Raw genomic sequence first — 21565 nt, 5'->3', positions numbered from 1 at the left:
GTGCCCAAGCCCGGATCGGTCAAGCCGGCATCGGTCAGGCGGGCTCGGTCTCGCGCAGTCGCTGGCTGATCACCGCGGAGACACCGTCGCCGCGCATGGTCACGCCGTACAACGCGTCGCCGACCTCCATCGTGCGCTTCTGGTGCGTGATCACGAGCAGCTGGGAGTTCTCGCGGAGCTCCTCGTAGATCTCGAGCAGGCGACCGAGGTTGGTGTCGTCGAGCGCGGCCTCGACCTCGTCGAGGATGTAGAACGGCGAGGGCCGGGCCTTGAACAGCGAGACCAGGAACGCGACCGCGACGAGTGACCGCTCGCCACCGGAGAGCAACGAGAGCCGCTTGACCTTCTTGCCGGCCGGACGGGCCTCGACCTCGATACCGGTGTTGAGCATGTCGCCCGGGTCGGTGAGCACGAGCTTGCCCTCGCCGCCGGGGAACAACCGCTTGAAGACGTGGTCGAAGGCGACCCGCACGTCCTCCCAGGCCTCGGTGAAGACCTGCTCGACCCGGCTGTCGACCTCGCGCACGATGTCGAGGAGGTCCTTGCGGGTCTTCTTGAGGTCCTCGAGCTGCTCGGTGAGGAACTTGTGCCGCTCCTCCATCGCGGAGAACTCCTCGAGCGCCAGCGGGTTGACCCGGCCCAGCATCGACAGGGCCCGCTCGGCGGCACGCAGCCGCTTGGTCTGCTCCTCGCGCACGAACGGGATTGGCTCGGGGGCCTCCTCGCCCTCGGGCACCTCACCGCTGAAGGCGATGAGGTTGTCGGGGCCGTACTCATTGGCCAGCGCCTCGGGGTCGAGGCCGAGCTCCTCGAGGGCGCGCTCCTCGAGCTGCTCGATGCGCATGCGCTGCTGGGTGCGGGCCATCTCGTCGCGGTGGACGGAGTTGACCAGCTCGTCGTGCTCACGGTCGAGGTCGCGCAGGCGGGTGCGGGTGGCCATCAGCTCCTGCTCACGACCGGCACGCGACTGCTCGACCGTCGTACGCGCTTCAGCGGCGGTGGCGACGGAGCCCTCGAGGCGCTCGAGCACGATGCCGACACCGGTGCTCACCGCCTGGGCGGCCTTGCCCTCGCGGATCAGTCGTTCGCGTCGTTCGGCGGCACGGGCCCTGGCTTCGCGTTCCTGTCGGGCGGCACGCAGCAGACCGTCGGCGCGGCCGTGCAGGGCCCGGGCCCGCTCCTCCGAGGTGCGCAGCGCGAGCCGGGCGTCCATCTCGGCCTGGCGGGAGGCCCGGGCCGAGTCGATCAGCTGTTCGCGGACGCTGGTGTCGGGCTCCTCCTCGGGTGCCTCTTCGGCGGAGGCCAGGCGCGTCTCGAGCTCGGCGAGCCCGGCGAGGTCCTTCTCGCGGGCCTCCTGGGCCTTCGTGATGGCGGTGGTGAGGCGCTCGGCCTCGCCGCGGGCGGACCGGGCCTGCGAGCCGTACTGGCCGAGCTCCTCGGCCACGGCGGCCAGGGTCGCGTCGGACTCGTGCAGCTTCGCCAACGCCACGTCGACCCGCTTCTGGGCGTCGAGCCGCTCGGTCTCCATGCGCGAGGTCTCGAACATCAACCGCTCCGAGGACGCCGCGGCCTCCTCGAGCGCCTGGGCGGCCTCGTCGACCGCGGCCTGGATCTCGATCAGGGACTGCTGCTTGGCCGAGCCACCGGAGGCGAAGTGGGCACCCAGCAGGTCGCCTTCACGAGTCACTGCGGTGACGTCGGACATCGAGTCGACCAGGGCACGCGCGGCGTCGAGGTCGTCGACCACGGCCACCTTGAAGAGCAGCCGGGTCAGCGCCGGGCGCAGGTCGGCCGGGCACTCCACGACATCCACGGCGTACGCCGCACTACCGGGCAGCCCGGGCCAGTCCGCATCGGCCTCGGGGCCACCGCCGAGCAGCAGTCCGGCCCGACCGAGGTCGTCGCCCTTGAGGTGGGTGATCGCGTCGATGGCGGCGTCGGGGCCGGCCACGGCGACCGCGTCGGCGGCCGAGCCGAGGGCTCCGGCGATGGCGGTCTCGTAGCCGGGCCTGACGGTCAGCAGGGCGGCCACCGAACCGAGCAGTCCGGAGACGGAGTCCGAGGCGGCCAGCAGCGCACCGGCGCCGTCCTTGCGGGTCAGCCCCATCTCGAGGGCTTCCTTGCGGGCGATCAGTGCCGAGCGCTCCCGGTCGGCAAGGGTGGCCTCGTCGCGCGCCTTCGCGAGTCGTTCCTCGAGGTCGTCGAGCAGGCCGACCGCGGCCTCGTGCTCGGCGTCGAGCCCCTCCTCGCCGGCGTCGAGGCCGGCGACCCTGGTCTCGAGGGCGGTGAAGTCACGCTGGGCGCGGTCGGCACGGGCGGTGGCCTCCTCGTGCGCGACGGTGAGTCGGCCGATCTCCTCGTCTGCTGCGGCGGCGCGGGACTTGAGCGCGTTGACCTGACCGTGCAGGCGGGCCAGTCCTTCGCGTCGGTCGGCCGCGGCTCGCTGCAGTCCGGCGACCCGACGCTCCTCCTCGGCCGCGGCGTCCTCGGCCGCCTTGCGGGCGGTGACCGCGTCGCTCATCGCCGTGCGCTGGTTCTCCAGCTCGACGTTGATCTGCTTCTCCTGCTCCCCCACCCGGGCCGCCTCGGCCTCGAGCTGATCGGGGTCGCGGCCGCCCTGCTGGGTCGGCTCGTCGGCCGTGCCGGCCGCATTCCGGACCCGCTCGTTCGCCAGCGACTGGGTGCCGCGCAGGCGCTCACGGAGTCCCGACAGGGCGAACCAGGTCTCCTGTGCCTTCGCCAGGGCGGGCAGGTCCTCGCGCAGGGCTGCCTCGAGGGTGGCCTCCTGCTCACGGATCGCGGCGATGTCCTTCTCGACCTGTGCCCGCCGCTGGAGCAGCACCGACTCGTCGGCCATCTCCTGCTCGAGCGCCGTACGGGCGGTGACGAGGTCGTCGGCCAGCAGGCGGGCCCGGGCATCGCGCACGTCGGCCTGCACGGTGGCCGCCTTGCGGGCCACCTCGGCCTGTCGACCCAGCGGCTTGAGCTGGCGGCGGATCTCGCTGAGCAGGTCACCGAGGCGGTGCAGGTTGCCCTCGGTGGAGTCGAGCTTGCGGAGCGCCTTCTCCTTGCGCTTGCGGTGCTTGAGGACTCCGGCGGCCTCCTCGATGAAGCCGCGCCGTTCCTCGGGAGTGGCGTGCAGGATCTGGTCGAGCTGCCCCTGCCCGACGATCACGTGCATCTCGCGGCCGATGCCGGAGTCGGACAACAGCTCCTGTACGTCGAGCAACCGGCACGTGTTGCCGTTGATGGCGTACTCGGAGCCGCCGTTGCGGAACATGGTGCGGCTGATCGTGACCTCGGCGTACTCGATCGGCAGGGCGCCGTCGGCGTTGTCGATGGTCAGCTGCACCTCGGCCCGACCCAGGGGCGGGCGACCGGAGGTGCCGGCGAAGATGACGTCCTCCATCTTGCCGCCGCGCAGCGACTTGGCACCCTGCTCCCCCATCACCCAGGCCAGCGCGTCGACGACGTTGGACTTGCCGGAGCCGTTGGGTCCCACGATGCAGGTGATCCCGGGCTCGAGCTGCAGGGTCGTGGAGGACGCGAAGGACTTGAAGCCCTTGAGCGTCAGGCTCTTGAGGTACAACGTGCGACTCCTCGCAGCGGCGGTCAGGTCAGCTTCACAGGTCAGCTTCAACATGTCGCTGAACGACGAAATCATTGCAGGCGCCGTGGGGAAGGGTCAGCACGGCCGAGATTACACGCCGACAACCCCGAATCGCGGCATCCCGGGACCTCAGTCCTCAGCCGCGCACAAGCGCCTCGTCGGCGTGCGCGATGTGCGGCATCTGTCGCCAGATCAGCACCACCAGCAGCGCCGAACCGACGAACGCGAACCAGAACGGCGCGACGATCCCCCAGGCTCCGGCGATGACCCCGCCGAGGGCGGTGCCGATCACCATGGATCCGAACACCCCGACCAGGTAGACGCTGCCGACCCGTCCCTGGAACTCGGTGGGTACGGCGCGCATCCGCACCGTGCGCGACGTCGTACCCCACACGAAGGCGTGCGCGCCGAAGACGAACATGATCACGATGGCGCCGAGGCCCGAGCGGTTCAGTGCCAGTGCCAGGTGGGTGAAGGTCTCGATGATCAGCCCGACCCTCATGATGTTGCCCAGTGAGAAGTGCCGCTCGAGCCAGTCGTAGGACCCGATGGCGACCAGTCCGCCGATCGCGCCGGCAGTGGTGAGCAGGCCGAAGCCCACCTCCCCCATGTCGAGGGTCTTGAGGGAGTAGAGCACCAGCACCGACCAGGCGGCACCGAAGGTGATGTTGAACGCCACGATGGTCAGCGTCAGGGTGCGTACGGCGGGGTGGCGCCAGGTCCAACGCAGCCCCTCGAGGATGTCGTGACGCACCCGCTTCGGCTCCTCCGGCGCGGGCACCGCAGGCAGTCGCATCTTCGCGATCAGGGCAGCACCGAGGAGCACGCACACGGCCTGGGCGACGAACGGCCAGGCCATGCCTGCCGCGAACAGTGCGGCGCCGACCGGCGGACCGAGCATCTGGTTGACCGTGACGAACCCTGCGGTCAGACGGGCGTTGGCGACGCCCAGGTCACGCTTGGCCACCACCATCGGCAGCAGCGTCGACGACGTGGTGTCGGCGAACACCTCGGCCGTGCCGAAGAGGAAGAGCACGACCAGCACAAGGCCGATGTTGACCACACCGGTGGCCAGCGCGAGCACCAGGACCCCGAGCACCACGGCCCGCATGACGTCCACCGCCACGACGACGACCAAGCGGTCGAGTCGGTCGGCCACCACCCCGGCGTACAGCCCGAAGAGCAGCCACGGCAGCCGCTGGAGCAGCGCGCCCATCGCGACCAGGAACGGGTCGTGGGTCTGCGACGCGATCAGCAGCGAGCCGGCGGCCAGGGCGATCCCGTCGCCCACCTGGCTCACCCAGGAGGAGCCGAGCAGCCACCTGAAGTCGCGTCCGAGCCGCGGAGGCATGACGGCGTCGAGGATTCGGCTCACAAGGTCGTCACGCTAGTGGCAAGCGCGACCCCGCGTCACTTCGATTAAGTCGGCACAGGCTCGACGCGTCGCGCCCGGTCACGTCTGGGCGCGTCCGGCCCGTCGGGTCGCGTTCGGGCGCGACTCAGGGGTGACGCCGTCGCAGCGTCATCAAGGGTCCGGTTCAGACCGGTTGCATGTCCTCGACGGGCTCGAGGAGGGCGGCTGCCCCGGCTGCGGCGAGGGTTTCGTTCTCCTCGCTCAACCGCACGATCAGGGTTTCAAGATCAGCGACACGCTCGCGCAGCGCCCTGTTCTCGGCGGCCAGTCGCACGGCCGTCTGACGAGAGAGGAACTGCTGGTCGCTGCTCATGTAGCCGAGAAGCGCCTTGGCCATTCAAAAGCCTCCGAAAGTTGTGATTTGGACCTGACTCGGCCCGTCTTCAAGAGTCCCACCGCGGGCGGGAATGGTCAAACCACCGGCAACGTCCGTTTTCGCGAACGGTGGATTCTTGCGCTTCGAACCGTGGATTCCTGATGTGAGAACCGCAAGAATCCACGGTTCGCGCATCAAGAACGCGGGGTTCGCGGGGGTTTCTGGCAGACCGGACAGAAGTACGACGACCGGTTCATGAACGCGACCCGGCGGATCGGAGCCCCACACCGGCGGCAGGCCTCTCCCTCGCGTCCGTAGACGTTGAGGGACCGCTCGAAGTAGCCGCTCTCCCCGTTGACGTTGACGTAGAGCGCGTCGAAGGACGTGCCGCCCTGGTCGAGCGCCTGGCGCATGACCTGCGCGGCATGGCCGGCCAGCTCGCGGACCTGGCGTGCGGTCAGCTTCTCCCCCAGTCGTTCGCCGTGCAGCCCGGCCCGCCACAGCGCTTCGTCGGCGTAGATGTTGCCGACACCGCTGACCAGGGTCTGGTCGAGCAGCAGCCGTTTGACCGCGGAGGTACGCCGGCGCACCCGGCGGGTGAAGTCGTCGAGGTCGAACTCGTCGTCGAGCAGGTCGCGGGCGATGTGTGCCATCTCGGGTGGCAGCTCGGCGCCACCGGGCGAGGTGGCCAGACCGCCGAACATGCGCTGGTCGACGAAGCGGAGCTCCTGCCCGTCGGAGAGGGTCAGGCGGATCCGCAGGTGCCTCTCGTCGGGCACGGTCGGCGGCTGCACCAGCATCTGGCCGCTCATGCCGAGGTGCCCGAGGATCGCGTCGCCGGAGTCGAGCGGCAGCCAGAGATACTTGCCGCGGCGGCGGGCGGCCTCGATCGTGCGCCCGGTCAGGGACGCGACGAAGCCGGTGGGGCCGCCGGGGTCACGACGGACGGGTCGGGTGTGGAGCACCTCGACCGAGTCGATGCGGCGTCCGACGGCGTGGGTGTCGAGCCCTCGACGTACGACCTCGACCTCGGGGAGCTCGGGCACGGCCTCAGTCGGAGACGGTGTCGGACTCGGGCTCGACCGCGGACTCGGTGTCGGGCTCGGGCACGGGCACCGGGACGGCCGAGATCTCGCCGTACGCCGTCTGCGCGGCCTGCTGCTCGGCTTCCTTCTTGGAGCGGCCGACGCCGTGGCCGTAGAGGGAGTCGCCGACCCGCACCTGGGCGGTGAACTCCTTGAGGTGATCGGGACCGGAGTCCTCGATGACGTATTCGGGCACGCCGAGGGCGCGCTCCGCGGAGAGCTCCTGGAGGGAGGTCTTCCAGTCGAGGCCGGCGCCGAGCCCGGCGGCGGCCTCCATCAGCGGGTCGAAGAGCAGGTGCACGACCGCACCGGCGTTCTCGAAGCCACCGGAGATGTAGATCGCGCCGATGACGGCCTCGACGGTGTCGGAGAGGATCGAGGCCTTGTCGCGGCCACCGGTCGACTCCTCGCCGCGGCCGAGCTTGATGTGCTCACCGAGACCGATCGTGCGCGCCACCTCGGCGAGGGCGCGCGCGTTGACCACTGCGGCCCGCAGCTTCGCCAGCCTGCCCTCGGACAGGTCGGGGTGGGTGCGGAACAGCGTCTCGGTGACCACCACGCCGAGCACCGAGTCGCCCAGGAACTCCAGGCGCTCGTTGGTCGGCAGGCCGCCGTTCTCGTAGGCGAACGAGCGGTGTGTGAGGGCACGGTCCAGCAGCTCGGGATCCAGGACAGGATCGCCGAGCGCTGACCGCAACTCCTCGTACGTGAGTTCCGTGAGGTCCGGCAACGGTTCAGAGAACTCAGTCAACGGTTCAGAGAACCTGACGACGCTCGGCCTTGGCGCCGTACTGGCCGCACTCGCCGCACGCGCGGTGCGGGAGGTGCTTGGAACCGCACGCCGGGTTGGCACACGTCACGAGGGACGGCGCAACGGCCTTCCACTGCGAGCGACGGTGACGCGTGTTGCTGCGCGACATCTTCCGCTTCGGGACTGCCACTGTGATCTCCTCTGGATTCGCGAAGGCCGTTCGGCCTGCCGCTTCAGTCTGTCGTCTTGCTGTCGTCTTGCGTGAGGGCCTCGAGACCCGCCCAACGCGGGTCGATCGGCGCCTCATGGGTGTGATCGGGATCGTCGGCCAGGTGGGCACCACACTCGGTGCACAACCCGGGACAGTCCTCCTCACAGAGCGGTTGGAACGGTAGTGCAAGCACCACCGCGTCCCGCAGGACGGGCTCGAGGTCGAGCAGGTCGTCCTCGAGTCGTCGTACTTCGCTCTCTTCGTCTGCGTCGATGTCGTGGTGACCATCGTCGTAGACGTACAGCTCCTGGAACCGCGCTTCGAGCTCGTCGGAGATCGGGTCCAGGCACCGCACACACTCGCCGGTGAGCTCGGTGTGGACCGTGCCCGTGACGAGAACGCCCTCCATGACCGCCTCGAGCCGCAGGTCGAGTTCGACCGGCGTGCCTTCGGCGACACCGAGGACCTCGATGCCGAGATCTGCTGGTGCCGGAACAGTCTCCGTGAATTCCTTCTGGGACCCCGGGCGGCGGCCGAGCTCGCGTGTATCGAGCACGAGCGGCGCTCTCGGGTCCAACTTCGAGGTCTTCACTTCTCCCTGTCCAGACACAACAAATCAGCCAAAGGCTACCCGGCTTCGGGGCCACTCAGCAAAACGTCTCCGGCGGGAGGCTCGTTGTTGGTTGCGTCACCCTCGAACGAGCTGCGACCGCTCAGGTTCGCGATGCCCCGCCTGACCTCCGTCAGCGTGCGCTCCAGGGAGTGTTCGAAGTTCGAGAAGCGCTGCTCGATGTAGGCGTCGGCGTCGCGTCGCAGCTGCTCGGCCTCGGTCACCGCGTCGGCGCGCACGGTCTCCGCCTCACGGGTGGCGAGCCGGAAGACCTCGGTGTCGGAGACCAGGTGGTCGCGCTTGAGCTCGGCCTGGCGGACGATCTCGATCGCCATGCCCTCGCCCTCGGCGACCACGCCGTCGCGGTCGGCCAGTACGGCGGCAGACTCACTGGTGGCGGCGGTGAACCGCTGCTCGAGCCGCTCGATCGCGTCGAGGAACTCCTGGCGGTTGATCACCGCGGAGGCCGACATCGGCATCGACCGTGCGTTCACGACCATGTCGCGCAGTGCGGCGAGCTCGGACTGTACGTCGTTCATCTGCCCTCTCCTTCGAGGCGGCGTTTCTCGTCGAGTCGCACGGCCAGGCGCTCGCGCACGAAGTCGGGCACGAGCCCGGACACGTCACCGCCGAACATGGCGACCTCCTTGACCAGGCTCGAGGCGAGGAAGGAGTACTCCGGGCTGGTGGGCACGAAGACGGTCTCGATGTCGGCCAGGCTGGAGTTCATCTGGGCCATCTGCAGCTCGTAGTCGAAGTCGCTGACCGCGCGCAGGCCCTTGACGATCGCGTGGATGTCACGGTCCTGGCAGTAGGTCGTGAGCAGCCCGGAGAACCCGTCGACGGTCACGTTCTTGAACTCGCGGCACGCCTCGCGCAGCATGTCGATGCGCTCGTCGGCGGAGAAGAGCCGGTTCTTCGACTTGTTGACCCCGACGGCGACCACGACCTCGTCGAAGAGGAGCGAAGCCCTCGACACGATGTCGATGTGACCGTTGGTGACCGGATCGAAGGATCCTGGACAGACAGCTCTGCGCACTGGACTCCTACTCCTCTGGCTCGTCGGATGGATCCGGAGCCTGGTCTGGATCCTCCTGTGGATCGCGCTCTGGATCTTGTTCTGGATCGGCCGCGTGACCATATCTCAGCACGGTCTCGCCATAACGCTTGTCGCGCCAGCCTTCGATACCCGCAGGCCAGCGATGTGACGAACCCCTCCTTCCGCGCTCGACCACGACCAGCGCGCCGGGGGCCATCCAGTCGTGCGCGACGAGCAGCCCGAGCATGGCCTCGACCTCGTCGTCGGGCAGGGGGTAGGGCGGGTCCGCGAACACCACGTCGTACGCCGACCCGGGTGGGCGCACCAGTGCGGTGGTGACCGAGGTGGGGACCACGTCGACGCCGGTGAACCCGAGCATGCGCACGTTGCTGGAGATCAGCGTTGCGGTGCGCCGGTCCTGCTCGACCAACGTCACCGCCGAGGCCCCACGTGAGCGGGCCTCCAGGCCGACGGCGCCGGAGCCGGCGTACAGGTCGAGGAAGCGGAGGCCGCTCAACGTGCCGGCCCAGGACTCGATGGCCGAGAACAACGCCTCACGCACGCGGTCGCTGGTCGGACGGGTGGCGTGGCCGTGGGGCGTCTCGAGCCGCCGTCCGCCGGCGGTGCCGCCGATGATGCGCGTCATGCGGGGTCCCCGGTCAAACCGCAGCGGAGCGAGGATTTGTCTGGGGTGCTCATGAACGCTCCATGAAGTCACTCTTGCTCGACCGTTCGAGCTCGTCGACCCGCTCGGCCAGCAGGGGCGCGACGGCGAGCGACGGGTCGTCGGCGACCAGCTTCTCGGCGGCGTCACGCGCGGCCACGATGGTCTTCTCGTCACGCAGCACCTTGAGGTGGCGCAGGCTGGACCGGAAGCCCGACTGACCGGCACCGAGCACGTCACCCTCCTGGCGTTGTTCGAGGTCGATGCGGGAGAGCTCGAACCCGTCGGTCGACCCTGCCACGGCATCGAGTCGATCACGTGCCGGCGAACCGGTCTCACTGTGGGTGACCATCAGGCAGAGACCGGGCAGCCCGCCACGACCCACGCGACCGCGCAGCTGGTGCAGCTGCGAGACCCCGAAACGGTCGGCGTCGAGCAGCACCATCGTGGTGGCGTTGGCGACGTCGACGCCGACCTCGATGACGGTGGTGGAGACCAGCACGTCGATGTCGCCGGCGGAGAAGGCGCGCATCACGCGGTCCTTGTCGTCGGGCGGCATCTTGCCGTGGAGCATCTCGACCCTGAGGCCGGACAGGGCGCCACCGGACAGCTCGGGTGCGAGCTCCTCGACCGCCGCCAGCTGGCCCTCGCGGACGGACGGCAGCACGTCTCCGTCGTCGTCGACGTCGAGCTGGTCGACCTGCCCCTCCTCGGCCTCGTCGCCGCCGATGCGGGGGCACACGACGTAGACCTGGTGCCCCTTGCCGACCTCTTCGCGAACGCGTTCCCAGACCCGGTTGAGCCACTGGGGCTGGTCCTTGAGCGGCACGACGGTCGACTGGATGGGCGCGCGCCCGGCCGGAAGCTCACGCAGGGTGGAGACCTCGAGGTCCCCGAACACCGTCATCGCCACGGTGCGTGGAATGGGTGTCGCGGTCATCACGAGCACGTGCGGCGGCGCGCCGGCCTTGTCGGTCAGCGCCGCCCGTTGCTCGACGCCGAAGCGGTGCTGCTCGTCGACGACGACCAGGCCGAGGTCGGCAAACTGCACCTTGTCCTCGAGGAGCGCGTGGGTGCCGATCACCAACCCTGCTTCCCCGCTGGCCATCCGCAACATCGCCTCCTGGCGGGCGGCCTTGCCCATCGACCCCGTGAGCAGGGCGATGGTGGTGGCGTCGGCGGCACCGCCGAGCATGCCTCCCGCGGCCAGGTCGCCGAGCATGGCTCCGATCGACCGGTGGTGCTGCTGGGCCAGCACCTCCGTCGGGGCAAGGAGCGCGGCCTGTCCCCCGGAGTCGACGACGCGCAGCATGGCGCGCAGCGCGACCAGGGTCTTGCCGGAGCCGACCTCTCCCTGGAGGAGCCGGTTCATCGGGTGTGGCTGGGCGAGGTCGTGCTCGAGCTCGTCGCCGATCGCACGCTGGCCCTCGGTCAGCGTGAACGGAAGACGCTCGTCGAAGGCGGCCAGCAGACCGCCCCCACCGGTGCGGGCGCGGGCGCCCAGTGCCCGGACGGCCGCTCGACGCCTGGCCATCACCAACTGGGTGACCAGGGCCTCCTCGAACCGGAAGCGCTTGCGGGCGGCACCGAGCTGGCCGTAGTCGTCGGGCGAGTGGATCCAGCGCATCGCGGTGTGCAGGTCGACCACGCCGTGCTCGTCACGCAACCAGTCGGGCAGGGCATCGGGCATGTCGTCGACTACGGTCAGGGCGAAGCTCACCACCCGCTGGATGTCCCACGTCTCGACGGGACCGGTGACCCGGTAGATCGGGAACAGCGCCTTCAGGCTCTCGGCCATCGCCCGCGCCGACTCGGCCCGCGCGTCGTCGGGGTCGTCGGTGAGCATCACCATCTGCGGATGGTTGAGCTGCCAGTTGCCGTTGAAGGTGCTCACCTTGCCCGTGAAGACGCCCTTCGCACCGGGTGTGAGACGGGCCGCCTGCCAGTCGGCGACCCCCTTGTTGCGGGCGAACAGCGTCATCCGCAACGCCGGGCCGTCGGTCTTGACCACGGCCTCGACACGGAACGCCTGCCGGTGGGTCCGGCGGTCCTGGTACGACGCCACACGGGTGCTGACCACGTCGGCCACGACCGTCAGCGGCTGGCCCTCGACCAGGCCGCTGACCTCGGTCACCTCGCCCGTCTTCAGGTAGGTGCGCGGCAGGTGCCAGAGCAGGTCGCCGACGGTGCGCATGCCGAGCTTCTCCTGCAGGGCCTTGGCCTTGCTGGCGTCCTTCTTGCCGCTGCCGAGGACGGTCGCGATCGATGAGTCGAGGGTGATGCCGGTCATGGTGCTCCGAGGCCTCCGGTGGTTCGGTCGCGGGTCATTCGACCGCGAGGAGCAACGGGTAGCGCTCCTGGCCTCCGTCGTACACCACAGCATCCACAATCGGGTACGTCGACTCGACGTACTGCTCGCAGCGTGTCGCGAGGTCACGGCCGTCGCGTCCGGCCACCAGGGTGATCAGCTCGCCACCACCGCCCACCAGTCGATCGATGACGCCGGTGGCGACGTCGTAGAGGTCCTGGCCGACGACTGCGAAGTCGCCCTCGATGACGCCGAGCACGTCTCCGGGCTCGCAGGGCCCGCCCATGGTGATCGCCTGTCGAGCGGCGATCGTCACGCCACCGTGCCGGGCGTGCCGTGCGGTGGCGGTCATGTGGAGGAGGTCCTGGTCGAACGAGCGGCCGGGCTCGTGGACGGCGACCGCAGCCAGTCCCTGGACCTGCGCCTGGGTGGCGATCACCGCGACCCGGACCTCGCCGGACTCCTCGGCAGTGCGGGCCGCGATCTCCGCGACGCGCACGGAGTCGTGGTCGTTGGGGAGCACGATGACCTCGGCCGCACCACAGGCCTCGATCGCCTCCAGGAGCATGCCGGTGCTGGGCCGCTGCCCGGGCCCGCCGGGCACCACCACGGCACCGGCTTCGGTGAACAGCTGCTCGAGTCCGGGGCCGGCTGCGACGGCGACGATCCTGCGGCCGGTGCGGGTCGACGTACGGGCTCCGGCCTCGGCGACCTGCTCGGCGAAGTGGGTGACCCGCACGCGGTGCGGGCGGCCGGCCACGATGCCGGCCTCGATGGCGGCACCGACGTCGTCGACGTGCACATGCACGTTCCACAGCCCCTCGCCGCCGACCACGACCAGGGAGTCGCCCAGTCCGGCCAGGGTGACCTTGAGCGTGCCGACCGCGTCGTCGTCGGCGTCGAGGAGGTACATCACCTCGTAGGACGGACCGTCGGGATGCAGGTCGCCGGTCGGCATCGGGCGCGGGATGTGCGGGGCGCTGCGCGGGGCGGTGATCGGGCGGCGCCCGGTCAGGGTCGTCTCGGCCGCGTCGAGCAGCACGCACAGTCCGCGACCACCGGCGTCGACGACACCGGCGTCGGCGAGGGCCTTCAGCTGCGTGGGGGTGCGGGCCAGGGCCTCGCGGGCGGCCTCTGCGGCGCAGGCGAGCACGTCGGTGGTGCGCGCCTCGGGGTCATCTGCCCTGGCGAGCGCCGCGTCGGACGCGGCACGGGCCACCGTGAGGATCGTGCCCTCGACCGGGGTGCCGACGGCGGCGTAGCTGGCGTCGGTGGACTCGTGCAGGGCCTCGGCGAACACCTTCGCGTACCTGGTCTCCGGGCTGGCCCGGACCAGGCGGGCCGCGATGGCCCGCAGCATCTGCGACAGGATCACGCCGGAGTTGCCCCGCGCACCGAGCAGCGCACCGCGTGAGAAGGCGGCCAGCGCCGGCCCCAGCTCCGCGGCCTCGTTGCCGTCGGTGGCCTGCAGCAATGCCTCCCGGGCGGCCGAGACGGTGAGGAACATGTTGGTTCCGGTGTCGCCGTCCGGGACCGGGTAGACGTTGAGCGCGTCGATCTCCTCGCGAGCGTCACTGAGGGCCGACGTCGCGATGTCGACGAACTTCAGGATCGTGGGCAGGTCGAACCTCTGGTCCTGCATCGTCACCTCCGTCGTCGTCTCCATGTGCTGCGCACAGGCTAGTGTCTGGAACGATTTCCTTCTTCGGGTGCCCATCAGATACTCTTGTTCGGTTGCCCGGGAGCCGACCTGCTCCGGGCCCATCTCGTTCCAACATCGACTTTCCAGGAGTTCACGGTGGCTGCCGTCTGTGACATCTGCGCCAAGAAGCCGGGCTTCGGTAACAACCGGCCCTGGTCGCGCAAGATTACGAAGCGTCGCTTCAACCCGAACATTCAGCGCGTCCGCGCCACCGTCAACGGTGCGCCGAAGCGACTGAACGTCTGCACCGGCTGCCTGAAGGCTGGCAAGGTCTCCCGCTGACCTGAACGCACAGAGCCCCCTGACCGTGAGGTCCGGGGGCTCTTTTGCGTCCCCCGCCCTCTGCGTCCCCGCCCTCGTGCAACGCTCCGTCCATGACACTTCGCACCCCACCAGCAGGGGGCAAAGTGTCAACAGGGGCGCGGAAGTCGCCTGGCAGGACTCAGAAGTGCGTCCAGCCGGTCGGGCCGTCGTACGGCGCACCGTCGACCGTGACCACCGGACCGTCCTCACCGGGCTCCGAGACCGTGCCGATCACCTGCCAGCCCTCGGGTACGACGTCGGCGCTGGCGAACGTGGCCAGCAGTGGGTGGTCGTCGCCGCCGCCCAGGATGAACTGGATCGGGTCGGCACCGAGGGCCGCGCCGACGGCATGCAGGGGCTCCGCGATCTCGAACGACGCCGTGCGGATGTCGATGGCCACCCCTGAGGCCTCGGCGACGTGGGCCGCGTCGGCGAGGAGTCCGTCGGAGACGTCGATCATCGACGTCGCGCCGGCATCGGCGGCCACCTGCCCGGCGGCGTACGGCGGCGCGGGGCGGCGGTAGGCCTCGACCAGGACGCGCGGGGACCGGAAGCCGCGACCGAGGACGGCGAGCCCTCCGGCGGCCCAGCCCTGGCGGCCGCACAGTGCCACCACGTCGCCCGCCTCCGCGCCGGAGCGTACGACGGGGGCGACCGTGCAGGCACCGATCACGGTGACCGAGATGACCAGAACCTCCGAGCGCGTCACGTCGCCGCCGACGACGCTGGCGCCGACCTTGGCGCACTCGTCGGCGAACCCGTGTGCGAAGTCGAGCGCCCACTGGGCGGGCAGGTCTGCGGGTGCCGCGAGGCCGATCGTCAACGAGGTCGCGGTGCCGCCCATGGCGTTGATGTCGGAGAGGTTCTGCGCCGCGGCGCGGGCGCCGACGTCGGCCGCACCGGCCCAGTCCCGACGGAAGTGTCGCCCCTCGACCATCATGTCGGTGGACACCACCACGTGGCCGCTGCGCACCCGCAGGACAGCCGCATCGTCACCCGGGCCGATCAGCACGTGCTCGCCCTGCTCGAAGATTCCGCTGAGGGCGGAGATCAGTCCGAACTCGCCGACGTCGGCGAGTGTGGCATCAGGGGAGAACGGCGTTGCGGGCATGTGCCTCATCCCATCAGGCAAGAATCGCCACCACCTACCGACACGCGGGCCCGAGGCGGTAGGTTGACGTGGCAATGTCCACAACAGACCGAGGAGCTCCCATGGTCGTCCAGGCCTACATCCTGATCCAGACCGATGTCGGCAAGGCCGCTGAGGTTGCCACGTCCATTGCCCAGATCAAGGGCGTCACCCTGGCCGAAGACGTCACGGGTCCCTACGACGTGATCGTGCGCGCCGAGGCCCGCAACGTCGACGAACTCGGCAAGCTGGTCGTCTCCAAGGTGCAGAACCTCGAGGGCATCACCCGCACGCTGACCTGCCCGGTCGTCCACATCTGATCCAGGTGCGACCACGCAGTTCGCGTCGGCGCCCCGTGCCCGCCCGGGCATGGGGCGCTGTCGCGTCTGCTGCACTGCTGCTCGTGTCCGGCTGCTCCGGGGCCGTCGAGATCGACTCACCCGACGTCGACGACGCGACCCGCGCCACGTGCGAGTCGTTCCTCGACGCGCTGCCCGACACGCTCTCCGGTGAGTCCTCGGTCGACGTCGAACCCGACGACGCCCTGGGCCGGGCGTGGGGCGATCCGCCGATCGTGGTGACCTGCGGCGTCGACAAGGCCGAGGGGTTCAACAAGTTCTCCGCGTGCTGGGAGGCCAACGGCGTCGGGTTCTACGCTCCCGACGACCAGCTCACCGACCCCGCCGCCGACATGGTGCTGACCACGATCGGGTTCACCCCGCGCGTGGAGATCCGGGTGCCCGGCGAGCTGCGGCCGCCCGATGCGGTCACCGTCGACGTCGGCACCGCGGTGAAGAAGCACCTCGAGCGCGACGGCCACCCCTGCGTCTGAGGGGCCGGAACGTCAGGGAGTATCCCGACTTTGGGGCCGGAACGTCAGGGAGTATCCCGACTGAGGGGCCGGAACGTCAGGGAGTATCAGGCGTGTTCAGCGGAGGCCGAGGTCGCGGGCCAGCGCCAGCCGGATCAGCCGGTCGACCAGCTCGGGGTAGTCGACGCCGCTGGCCGCCCACATCCGCGGGAACATCGACAGGCTGGTGAAGCCGGGCATCGTCTCGACCTCGTTGAGCACGATCCGGCCGTCGTCGAAGACGAAGAAGTCGACCCGGGCCAGCCCCTCGACGTCGAGCGCCTCGAACGCGCGGACGGCGTACGCCTTGACCCGGTCGGCCAGCTCGGGCTCGAGCTTGGCAGGTACGTCGAGGGCGGTGTTCTCCTCGGGGAGGTACTTCGCCTCGAAGTCATAGAACTGGTGGTGCGGGTCGACCCTGATCTCGGCGAGCTCGCTGGTGAGGTGGGCCTCGTTGCCCTCCCCCTGGAGTACGCCGCACTCGACCTCGCGGGCTCCGATGGCGGCCGCCTCGACGATCACCTTCGGGTCGAAGCGGCGGGCCTCGTCGAGCGCGGCGTCGAGCTGGTCGACGGAGTTGACCCGGCTGATCCCGAAGCTGGAGCCGGCCCGGGCCGGCTTCACGAAGACCGGGAACCCGAGCTCCTCGATGCGGTTGCGGCAGCCGGCCTCGTCACGCGACCAGTCACGCGGCGTGATCACGACGTACGGCAGGACGGGGAGGTCCTGGGCCTCGAAGAGCAGCTTCATGAACGCCTTGTCGGTGCCCACGGCCGACGACAGCACGCCGGCGCCGACGTAGCGGACCCCGGCCATCTCGAGCAGTCCCTGGAGGGTGCCGTCCTGGCCGAACGGCCCGTGCATGACCGGGAAGACCACGTCGACCTCACCGAGCGTCTCCACCCCCGCGATCTCCGAGGAACCGGCCGCACCCGGGCGCATCACGAGTGAGCTGGTCTCGCCGGGGCTCAGCGCAACCTCCTGCTCCCCCACGACCATCGGCAGCTCGCCGGCCTCGCCGAGGGCGAGCGGGTTCGCGTCGGGGTTCTCCAGCACCCAGGTGCCGGTGGTGGTGATGCCGATCGGCACGACGTCGTACTTCTCGCGGTCGATCGCCTTCAGCACGCTGCCGGCCGAGATGCACGAGATCGAGTGCTCGCTGGAGACGCCTCCGAAGACGACGGCGACACGGGGCTTCCTGGTCTGATCAGTCATAAGGCGTCAGACCCTAGCGCTGTACGGCGTCGAGTTCCGCCTTGGTGAGGACGGGTCGCACCTCGAGTTGCACGTCGTCCAGCGGGTTGACGCCCTCGGGGCTGCGGTCGATCGCGCACACCACCACCTCGACGACGGCACCGGCCGCACGGAGTGCGTTCGTGGCATCGCGTACGGCGCCACCAGTGGTGATCACGTCCTCGATGATGGTGATCCGACGGCCCTCTACGTCCGGCCCCTCGGCGAGCTTGCAGGTGCCGTACTCCTTGGCCTTCTTGCGCACGAACAGCGCGGGCAGGTTCATCCGCATGCTCAGCGCGGTGACGATCGGGATGCCGCCGAGCTCGAGGCCGCCGAGCAGTTCGGTGCCCTCGGGCACCAGGTCGACCATCTGGTCGGCGACCCGGCCCAGCAGGACCGGGTCTGATTCGAAGAGGTACTTGTCGAAGTACTCGTGCGACACCTGGCCGGAGCGGAGGGTGAACTCCCCGCTCAGTCGGCAGCAGGCATCGATGTCGCGGGCGAGGGTGGTGTCGTTCGTCTCGTCAGTCACGGGCCCCATCATGTCGCACGGCCGAGACCTCCTAATGTGGTGCCCATGCCTGAGAAGCCGTTGCGCCCCGCCACCGTTGCCGTCACCTCCGGTCGCCCGAAGGCCGAGCCGGATGCTCCACTGAACGTCCCGATCACCATGGCGTCGACGTACGTCGCCGGCGGCGACCTCGAGTACGGCCGCTACGGCAACCCGACCTGGACGGCGTTCGAGGATGCCCTCGGTGACCTCGAAGGCGGACGCTGCCTGTCGTTCGCGTCGGGCCTGGCCGCGGTGTCCACGATCTTCGACCTGGTCGGCCAGGGGCAGACCGTCGTGGCCCCGCGCCACTCCTACACGGGCACGATCATGCAGCTCGCCGACCTGGAGTCCCGCGGACGTGTGAGCGCGCGCCTCGTCGACATCACCAACACCGCCGAGGTGGTCGCCGCCTGTGAGGACGCCTCACTGGTGTGGCTCGAGTCGCCGACGAACCCGGCGCTCGAGGTGGCCGACATCCCCGCGATCCGCGCCGCTGCCCACGAGGCCGGCGCCTACGTCGTGGTCGACAACACCTTCGCCACTCCCCTGCTGCAGCGGCCCCTCGAGATGGACGTTGACATCGTGGTCCACTCGGCCACGAAATACATCGCCGGGCACAGCGACGCGTTGATGGGCGCGATCGTCACGCGCGACGCCGAGCTGTTCGACGTACTCAAGAAGCGACGCGACCTGATCGGCGCCGTGCCCGGCACGCTCGAGGCCTACCTGGCGCTGCGCGGCCTGCGCACCCTGCACCTCCGCGTCGAGCGCGCGGAGTCCAACGCGAAGGAGCTGGTACGCCGGCTCGAGGAGCACCCGGCGATCGGCGAGGTCCGCTACCCGGGGTTCGGCGGCATCGTCTCGATCGTGTTGGCGCAGGGCGCGATGGCCGCCGACCTGCTGACCCGCAAGACGTCGCTGTGGATCCACGCCACCAGCCTCGGCGGCGTCGAGTCGACCTTCGAGCGCCGGCGTCGTTGGGCCAGCGAGGCCTCCACCATCCCCGACGGGCTGGTGCGGATGTCAGTCGGCATCGAGGACGTCGAGGACCTCTGGGACGACCTGCGCACGTCGCTCGACGACCTGGTGTGACGCTGCTGCGTCAACCGGCACGGCAGTGGCCCAGACCTCGTCCCCAGGTCTGACCTGCCTGTCGCACTCAGTCGTGCTCGGGCTTGGGGTCGCGGGCGATGAAGCCGTCCATCATGCCGGAGACCGTGAGGCGGCCCGCCACGACCTCGGTGACCGCCTCGGCGAGCGGTGCGTCGACGCCGTTGCGACGGGCCAGGTCGAGGATCGAGGCACACGACTTGGCGCCCTCGGCGACCTGGTTGGTCGTCGCGTAGATCTCCTCCGCGGTCATCCCCTGCCCGAGCTTCTCGCCGAACGTGCGGTTGCGGGACAGCGGTGAGGAACAGGTGGCGACGAGGTCGCCGAGCCCGGCCAGCCCCATCATCGTCATCGGGTTCGCGCCGAGCTTGATGCCCAGGCGGGCCGTCTCGGCCAGCCCACGGGTGATCACCGACGCGGTGGTGTTGTCGCCGAAGCCCAGCCCGACGGCCATGCCGACCCCGAGGCCGACGACGTTCTTGTAGGCGCCACCCAGCTCGCAGCCGACCACGTCGACCGAGGTGTAGGGACGGAACGCCTTCGAGTGCACCAGTGCCTGGATGCGCTGGGCCACGTCGTGGTCCTCGCAGGCCACGACGGAGGCGGCGGGCTCACGGCGGGCGATCTCGCGGGCAAGGTTCGGGCCGCTGACCACGGCGATGCGCTCGGGACCGGCGTCGGTCACCTCGGCGATCACCTCGCTCATCCGCTTCACGGTGCCGAGCTCGACGCCCTTCATCAGCGAGACCATCACCGCGTTCTTCGGGATGTACGGCGCCCACTCGGTGAGGTTCGCCCGGAGGGTCTGCGACGGCACGGTGAGTACGACGACCTCGGCCCCGGCGAGCGCCTTCTCGGGGTCGGTGGTGGCCTTTATCGTGTGCGGCAGCTCGATGCCGGCCATGTAGTCGGTGTTCTCGTGCTTGTCGTTGATGTTCGCGCACACCTCGTCGCGACGGGCCCACATGGTCACGTCGCTGCCGGCGTCGGCGAGGATCATCGAGAACGCGGTCCCCCACGAACCGGCACTGAAGACTGCCACCTTGCTCATCAGTTGTCCTTGCCCTTCTTCTGCTGCTTGTGGGGGTTGCCGGTCATGCTCACACCGGCCTTGCGCGGATCGAAGCGTTCGGCCGGGGCCGTCTCGCCACGGATGTCTTCGAGCAGCCCGGTGATCGCGGCCATCACCCGGTCGGTGGCGGTCTGCACCGACTGGACGGAGAGGCGCTCCTTCTCCGGCAGCTCGAGGAGGTCGTCGAGGTCGACGGGGTCACCGGCCTTGACCGTGACGGTCCTGCGCGGGATCACGTGCACCCGGTGACCGTAGGGCGCGAGGACGTCCTGGACTCCCCAGTGCGCCACGGGGATCACGGGGCACCCGGTCTCGAGGGCGATGCGGGCGGCACCGGACTTGCCTGTCATCGGCCAGAGACCGGGGTCACGGGTGATGGTGCCTTCGGGGTAGACGACGACGCACTGCCCCTCACGCACTGCCTGCACGGCGGCGGTGTAGGCACCGACGGCGTCCGCGGTCTGGCGAGCCACCGGGATCTGCCCGGCCGAGTTGAGGAAGGTGCGGAGGAACTTGTTGGAGAAGAGTCCGGCCTTCGCGAGATAGCGGGCCATCCGGCCGTGGTCGTAGAGGAAGTGGCCGGCCATCATCGGGTCGATGTGGGAGACGTGGTTGAGCACCACGACGCAGCCGCCGCTGGCCGGGATCTTCTCTCCGTCGATCCAGACCCGCTTCGACACGGCGAGCAGGGTCGGCTTCATCACGGCCACTGCGAGGCCGAAGGCCCATCCACGGGGTTGGTCGAGATCACGAACGGTCAAGGCGCCTCTTTCATCCTTCGCACGCGACCTTGCCGTGATCGCGCTGCAACGTGCCAGCAGGCTACTCGGTGCCGGCCGCGACTGCCCTCGGGCACGCGGTCGAGAGAAGGGTGGGAGAATCTTCGCGATGTCCAGTCAGCCCTCGTTCGTCGTCCTCGTGCCGGTCAAGCCACCGTCGATCGGCAAGTCGCGCCTGTCCACGATGCCCGATCCGCAACGGATCTCGCTGGCCACTGCGTTCGCGCGCGACACGATCTCGGCCGCGCGCCGGGCGTCTCGGGTCGCCGAGGTCATGGTGGTCACCGATGACCACCGGTTCGCCGCACTCGCCGTCGCCGAGGGCTGCTCCGTCCTGCCCGACGGGGTGCACGGCGACCTCAACGGCACACTCGTGCAGGCCGCCCACGAGTGCGCGCGGCGCTGGCCGGCGTACGGCCTTGCGGCGCTGTGCGGCGACCTGCCCGCACTGCGGCCGGACGACCTCGACGAGGCGCTGGCGCAGGTGCCGGCCGACGGTCCCGCGTTCGTGACCGACGCCCTTGGCACAGGCACCACGATGTACGCCGCCCGCTCGCTCAGCCACTTCGACCCGGACTTCGGCGGGGAGTCCGCGCGACGCCACCGCGAGGCCGACGCCCTGCCCATCGACGGCGAGCTGTCGAGCCTGCGACAGGACGTCGACGAGGCGGGTGACCTGGGCCGGGCCATGGTGCTCGGCGTCGGGGACCACACCAACGCCACCCTCTGAACGACGGCGGCGCCGCCTCCCGTTGGCGGGAGACGGCGCCGGATCGAGCAGTCGGCGGATCAGGCCTTCTTGGCGGGAGCCTTCTTCGCGGGT

Annotated in this window: 22 protein-coding genes; 5 read left to right on the top strand and 17 right to left on the bottom strand. The window is 69.8% G+C overall.

Features of this window, described 5'->3' with window-relative positions; genetic code table 11:
* Positions 1–34: 34 nt before the first annotated feature.
* The 12 genes from smc to ASD66_RS08765 form a co-directional block, all read right to left on the bottom strand.
* A complete protein-coding gene (gene smc / locus ASD66_RS08820; RefSeq protein WP_056890731.1) occupies positions 35–3589 on the bottom strand; it encodes a chromosome segregation protein SMC in 3555 nt (1184 codons plus the stop codon).
* A 157-nt stretch (positions 3590–3746) separates the two neighbouring features.
* On the bottom strand, positions 3747–4985 hold the full coding sequence (locus tag ASD66_RS08815) for an MFS transporter (RefSeq protein ID WP_082599417.1): 1239 nt from the start codon (positions 4983–4985) through the stop codon (positions 3747–3749).
* A 163-nt stretch (positions 4986–5148) separates the two neighbouring features.
* Entirely contained in the window at positions 5149–5361 is a 213-nt protein-coding gene (locus tag ASD66_RS08810) for a hypothetical protein (protein WP_056676272.1), read from the bottom strand.
* Between the two features lie 173 nt (positions 5362–5534).
* The gene (gene mutM, locus ASD66_RS08805; protein WP_056890730.1) at positions 5535–6386 is read right to left on the bottom strand and encodes a bifunctional DNA-formamidopyrimidine glycosylase/DNA-(apurinic or apyrimidinic site) lyase; all 852 of its coding nucleotides are present in this window, start codon (positions 6384–6386) and stop codon (positions 5535–5537) included.
* A 4-nt stretch (positions 6387–6390) separates the two neighbouring features.
* On the bottom strand, positions 6391–7155 hold the full coding sequence (gene rnc, locus ASD66_RS08800; RefSeq protein ID WP_056890729.1) for a ribonuclease III: 765 nt from the start codon (positions 7153–7155) through the stop codon (positions 6391–6393).
* Positions 7156–7180: 25 nt separating this feature from the next.
* The gene (gene rpmF, locus ASD66_RS08795; RefSeq protein ID WP_056890728.1) at positions 7181–7366 is read right to left on the bottom strand and encodes a 50S ribosomal protein L32; all 186 of its coding nucleotides are present in this window, start codon (positions 7364–7366) and stop codon (positions 7181–7183) included.
* Between the two features lie 43 nt (positions 7367–7409).
* Positions 7410–7979, bottom strand: coding sequence for a YceD family protein (locus tag ASD66_RS08790; RefSeq protein WP_235530016.1), 570 nt, complete (start codon positions 7977–7979; stop codon positions 7410–7412).
* Between the two features lie 35 nt (positions 7980–8014).
* A complete protein-coding gene (locus ASD66_RS08785; protein WP_056676259.1) occupies positions 8015–8536 on the bottom strand; it encodes a hypothetical protein in 522 nt (173 codons plus the stop codon).
* On the bottom strand, positions 8533–9036 hold the full coding sequence (gene coaD, locus ASD66_RS08780; RefSeq protein ID WP_056676255.1) for a pantetheine-phosphate adenylyltransferase: 504 nt from the start codon (positions 9034–9036) through the stop codon (positions 8533–8535). The genes ASD66_RS08785 and coaD overlap by 4 nt, the downstream gene beginning before the upstream one ends.
* Positions 9037–9043: 7 nt before the next feature.
* Positions 9044–9682 carry a 16S rRNA (guanine(966)-N(2))-methyltransferase RsmD gene (gene rsmD, locus ASD66_RS08775; protein ID WP_082563497.1) on the bottom strand — a complete coding sequence of 213 codons (639 nt, stop codon included), beginning with the start codon at positions 9680–9682 and terminating at the stop codon, positions 9044–9046.
* Between the two features lie 49 nt (positions 9683–9731).
* On the bottom strand, positions 9732–11990 hold the full coding sequence (locus ASD66_RS08770) for an ATP-dependent DNA helicase RecG (RefSeq protein WP_082563496.1): 2259 nt from the start codon (positions 11988–11990) through the stop codon (positions 9732–9734).
* Positions 11991–12024: 34 nt separating this feature from the next.
* Positions 12025–13674, bottom strand: coding sequence for a DAK2 domain-containing protein (locus tag ASD66_RS08765; RefSeq protein ID WP_235530015.1), 1650 nt, complete (start codon positions 13672–13674; stop codon positions 12025–12027).
* Between the two features lie 132 nt (positions 13675–13806).
* Between ASD66_RS08765 and rpmB the strand changes: the two genes are divergently transcribed.
* Positions 13807–13992, top strand: coding sequence for a 50S ribosomal protein L28 (rpmB, locus tag ASD66_RS08760; RefSeq protein WP_056676252.1), 186 nt, complete (start codon positions 13807–13809; stop codon positions 13990–13992).
* A gap of 160 nt (positions 13993–14152) precedes the next feature.
* Here rpmB and ASD66_RS08755 read toward each other — a convergent pair whose 3' ends face one another.
* A complete protein-coding gene (locus tag ASD66_RS08755) occupies positions 14153–15124 on the bottom strand; it encodes a thiamine-phosphate kinase (protein WP_056676249.1) in 972 nt (323 codons plus the stop codon).
* A 101-nt stretch (positions 15125–15225) separates the two neighbouring features.
* On the opposite strand from ASD66_RS08755, the gene ASD66_RS08750 reads away from it, so the two are divergent.
* Complete coding sequence (locus ASD66_RS08750) at positions 15226–15462, top strand: Lrp/AsnC family transcriptional regulator (RefSeq protein WP_056676246.1); 237 nt, start codon at positions 15226–15228, stop codon at positions 15460–15462.
* Between the two features lie 35 nt (positions 15463–15497).
* Entirely contained in the window at positions 15498–15974 is a 477-nt protein-coding gene (locus ASD66_RS08745) for a DUF3515 family protein (RefSeq protein ID WP_056676243.1), read from the top strand.
* A 96-nt stretch (positions 15975–16070) separates the two neighbouring features.
* On the opposite strand, the gene ASD66_RS08740 is transcribed toward ASD66_RS08745, so the two are convergent.
* Positions 16071–17207, bottom strand: coding sequence for a D-alanine--D-alanine ligase family protein (locus ASD66_RS08740; RefSeq protein ID WP_056676241.1), 1137 nt, complete (start codon positions 17205–17207; stop codon positions 16071–16073).
* A 13-nt stretch (positions 17208–17220) separates the two neighbouring features.
* Positions 17221–17760, bottom strand: coding sequence for an orotate phosphoribosyltransferase (pyrE, locus tag ASD66_RS08735; protein WP_235530014.1), 540 nt, complete (start codon positions 17758–17760; stop codon positions 17221–17223).
* Between the two features lie 45 nt (positions 17761–17805).
* On the opposite strand from pyrE, the gene ASD66_RS08730 reads away from it, so the two are divergent.
* A complete protein-coding gene (locus ASD66_RS08730; protein WP_056890726.1) occupies positions 17806–18873 on the top strand; it encodes a trans-sulfuration enzyme family protein in 1068 nt (355 codons plus the stop codon).
* Positions 18874–18940: 67 nt separating this feature from the next.
* On the opposite strand, the gene ASD66_RS08725 is transcribed toward ASD66_RS08730, so the two are convergent.
* Both ASD66_RS08725 and ASD66_RS08720 read right to left on the bottom strand, forming a co-directional pair.
* Positions 18941–19942 (bottom strand): NAD(P)H-dependent glycerol-3-phosphate dehydrogenase, encoded by a 1002-nt coding sequence (locus ASD66_RS08725; protein WP_056676235.1) that lies wholly within the window; start codon positions 19940–19942, stop codon positions 18941–18943.
* Positions 19942–20724, bottom strand: coding sequence for a lysophospholipid acyltransferase family protein (locus ASD66_RS08720; RefSeq protein WP_056890725.1), 783 nt, complete (start codon positions 20722–20724; stop codon positions 19942–19944). Before ASD66_RS08720 ends, ASD66_RS08725 begins: the two co-directional genes overlap by 1 nt.
* A gap of 127 nt (positions 20725–20851) precedes the next feature.
* Between ASD66_RS08720 and cofC the strand changes: the two genes are divergently transcribed.
* Positions 20852–21472 (top strand): 2-phospho-L-lactate guanylyltransferase, encoded by a 621-nt coding sequence (gene cofC, locus ASD66_RS08715; protein WP_056890724.1) that lies wholly within the window; start codon positions 20852–20854, stop codon positions 21470–21472.
* The last annotated feature ends 93 nt before the right edge of the window (positions 21473–21565 follow it).

It is taken from the genome of Nocardioides sp. Root151, from assembly GCF_001427925.1.
Lineage (GTDB): Bacteria > Actinomycetota > Actinomycetes > Propionibacteriales > Nocardioidaceae > Nocardioides.
Note: the sequence above shows the minus strand (reverse complement) of the source record. Positions and strands in the feature narration are given on the sequence as shown.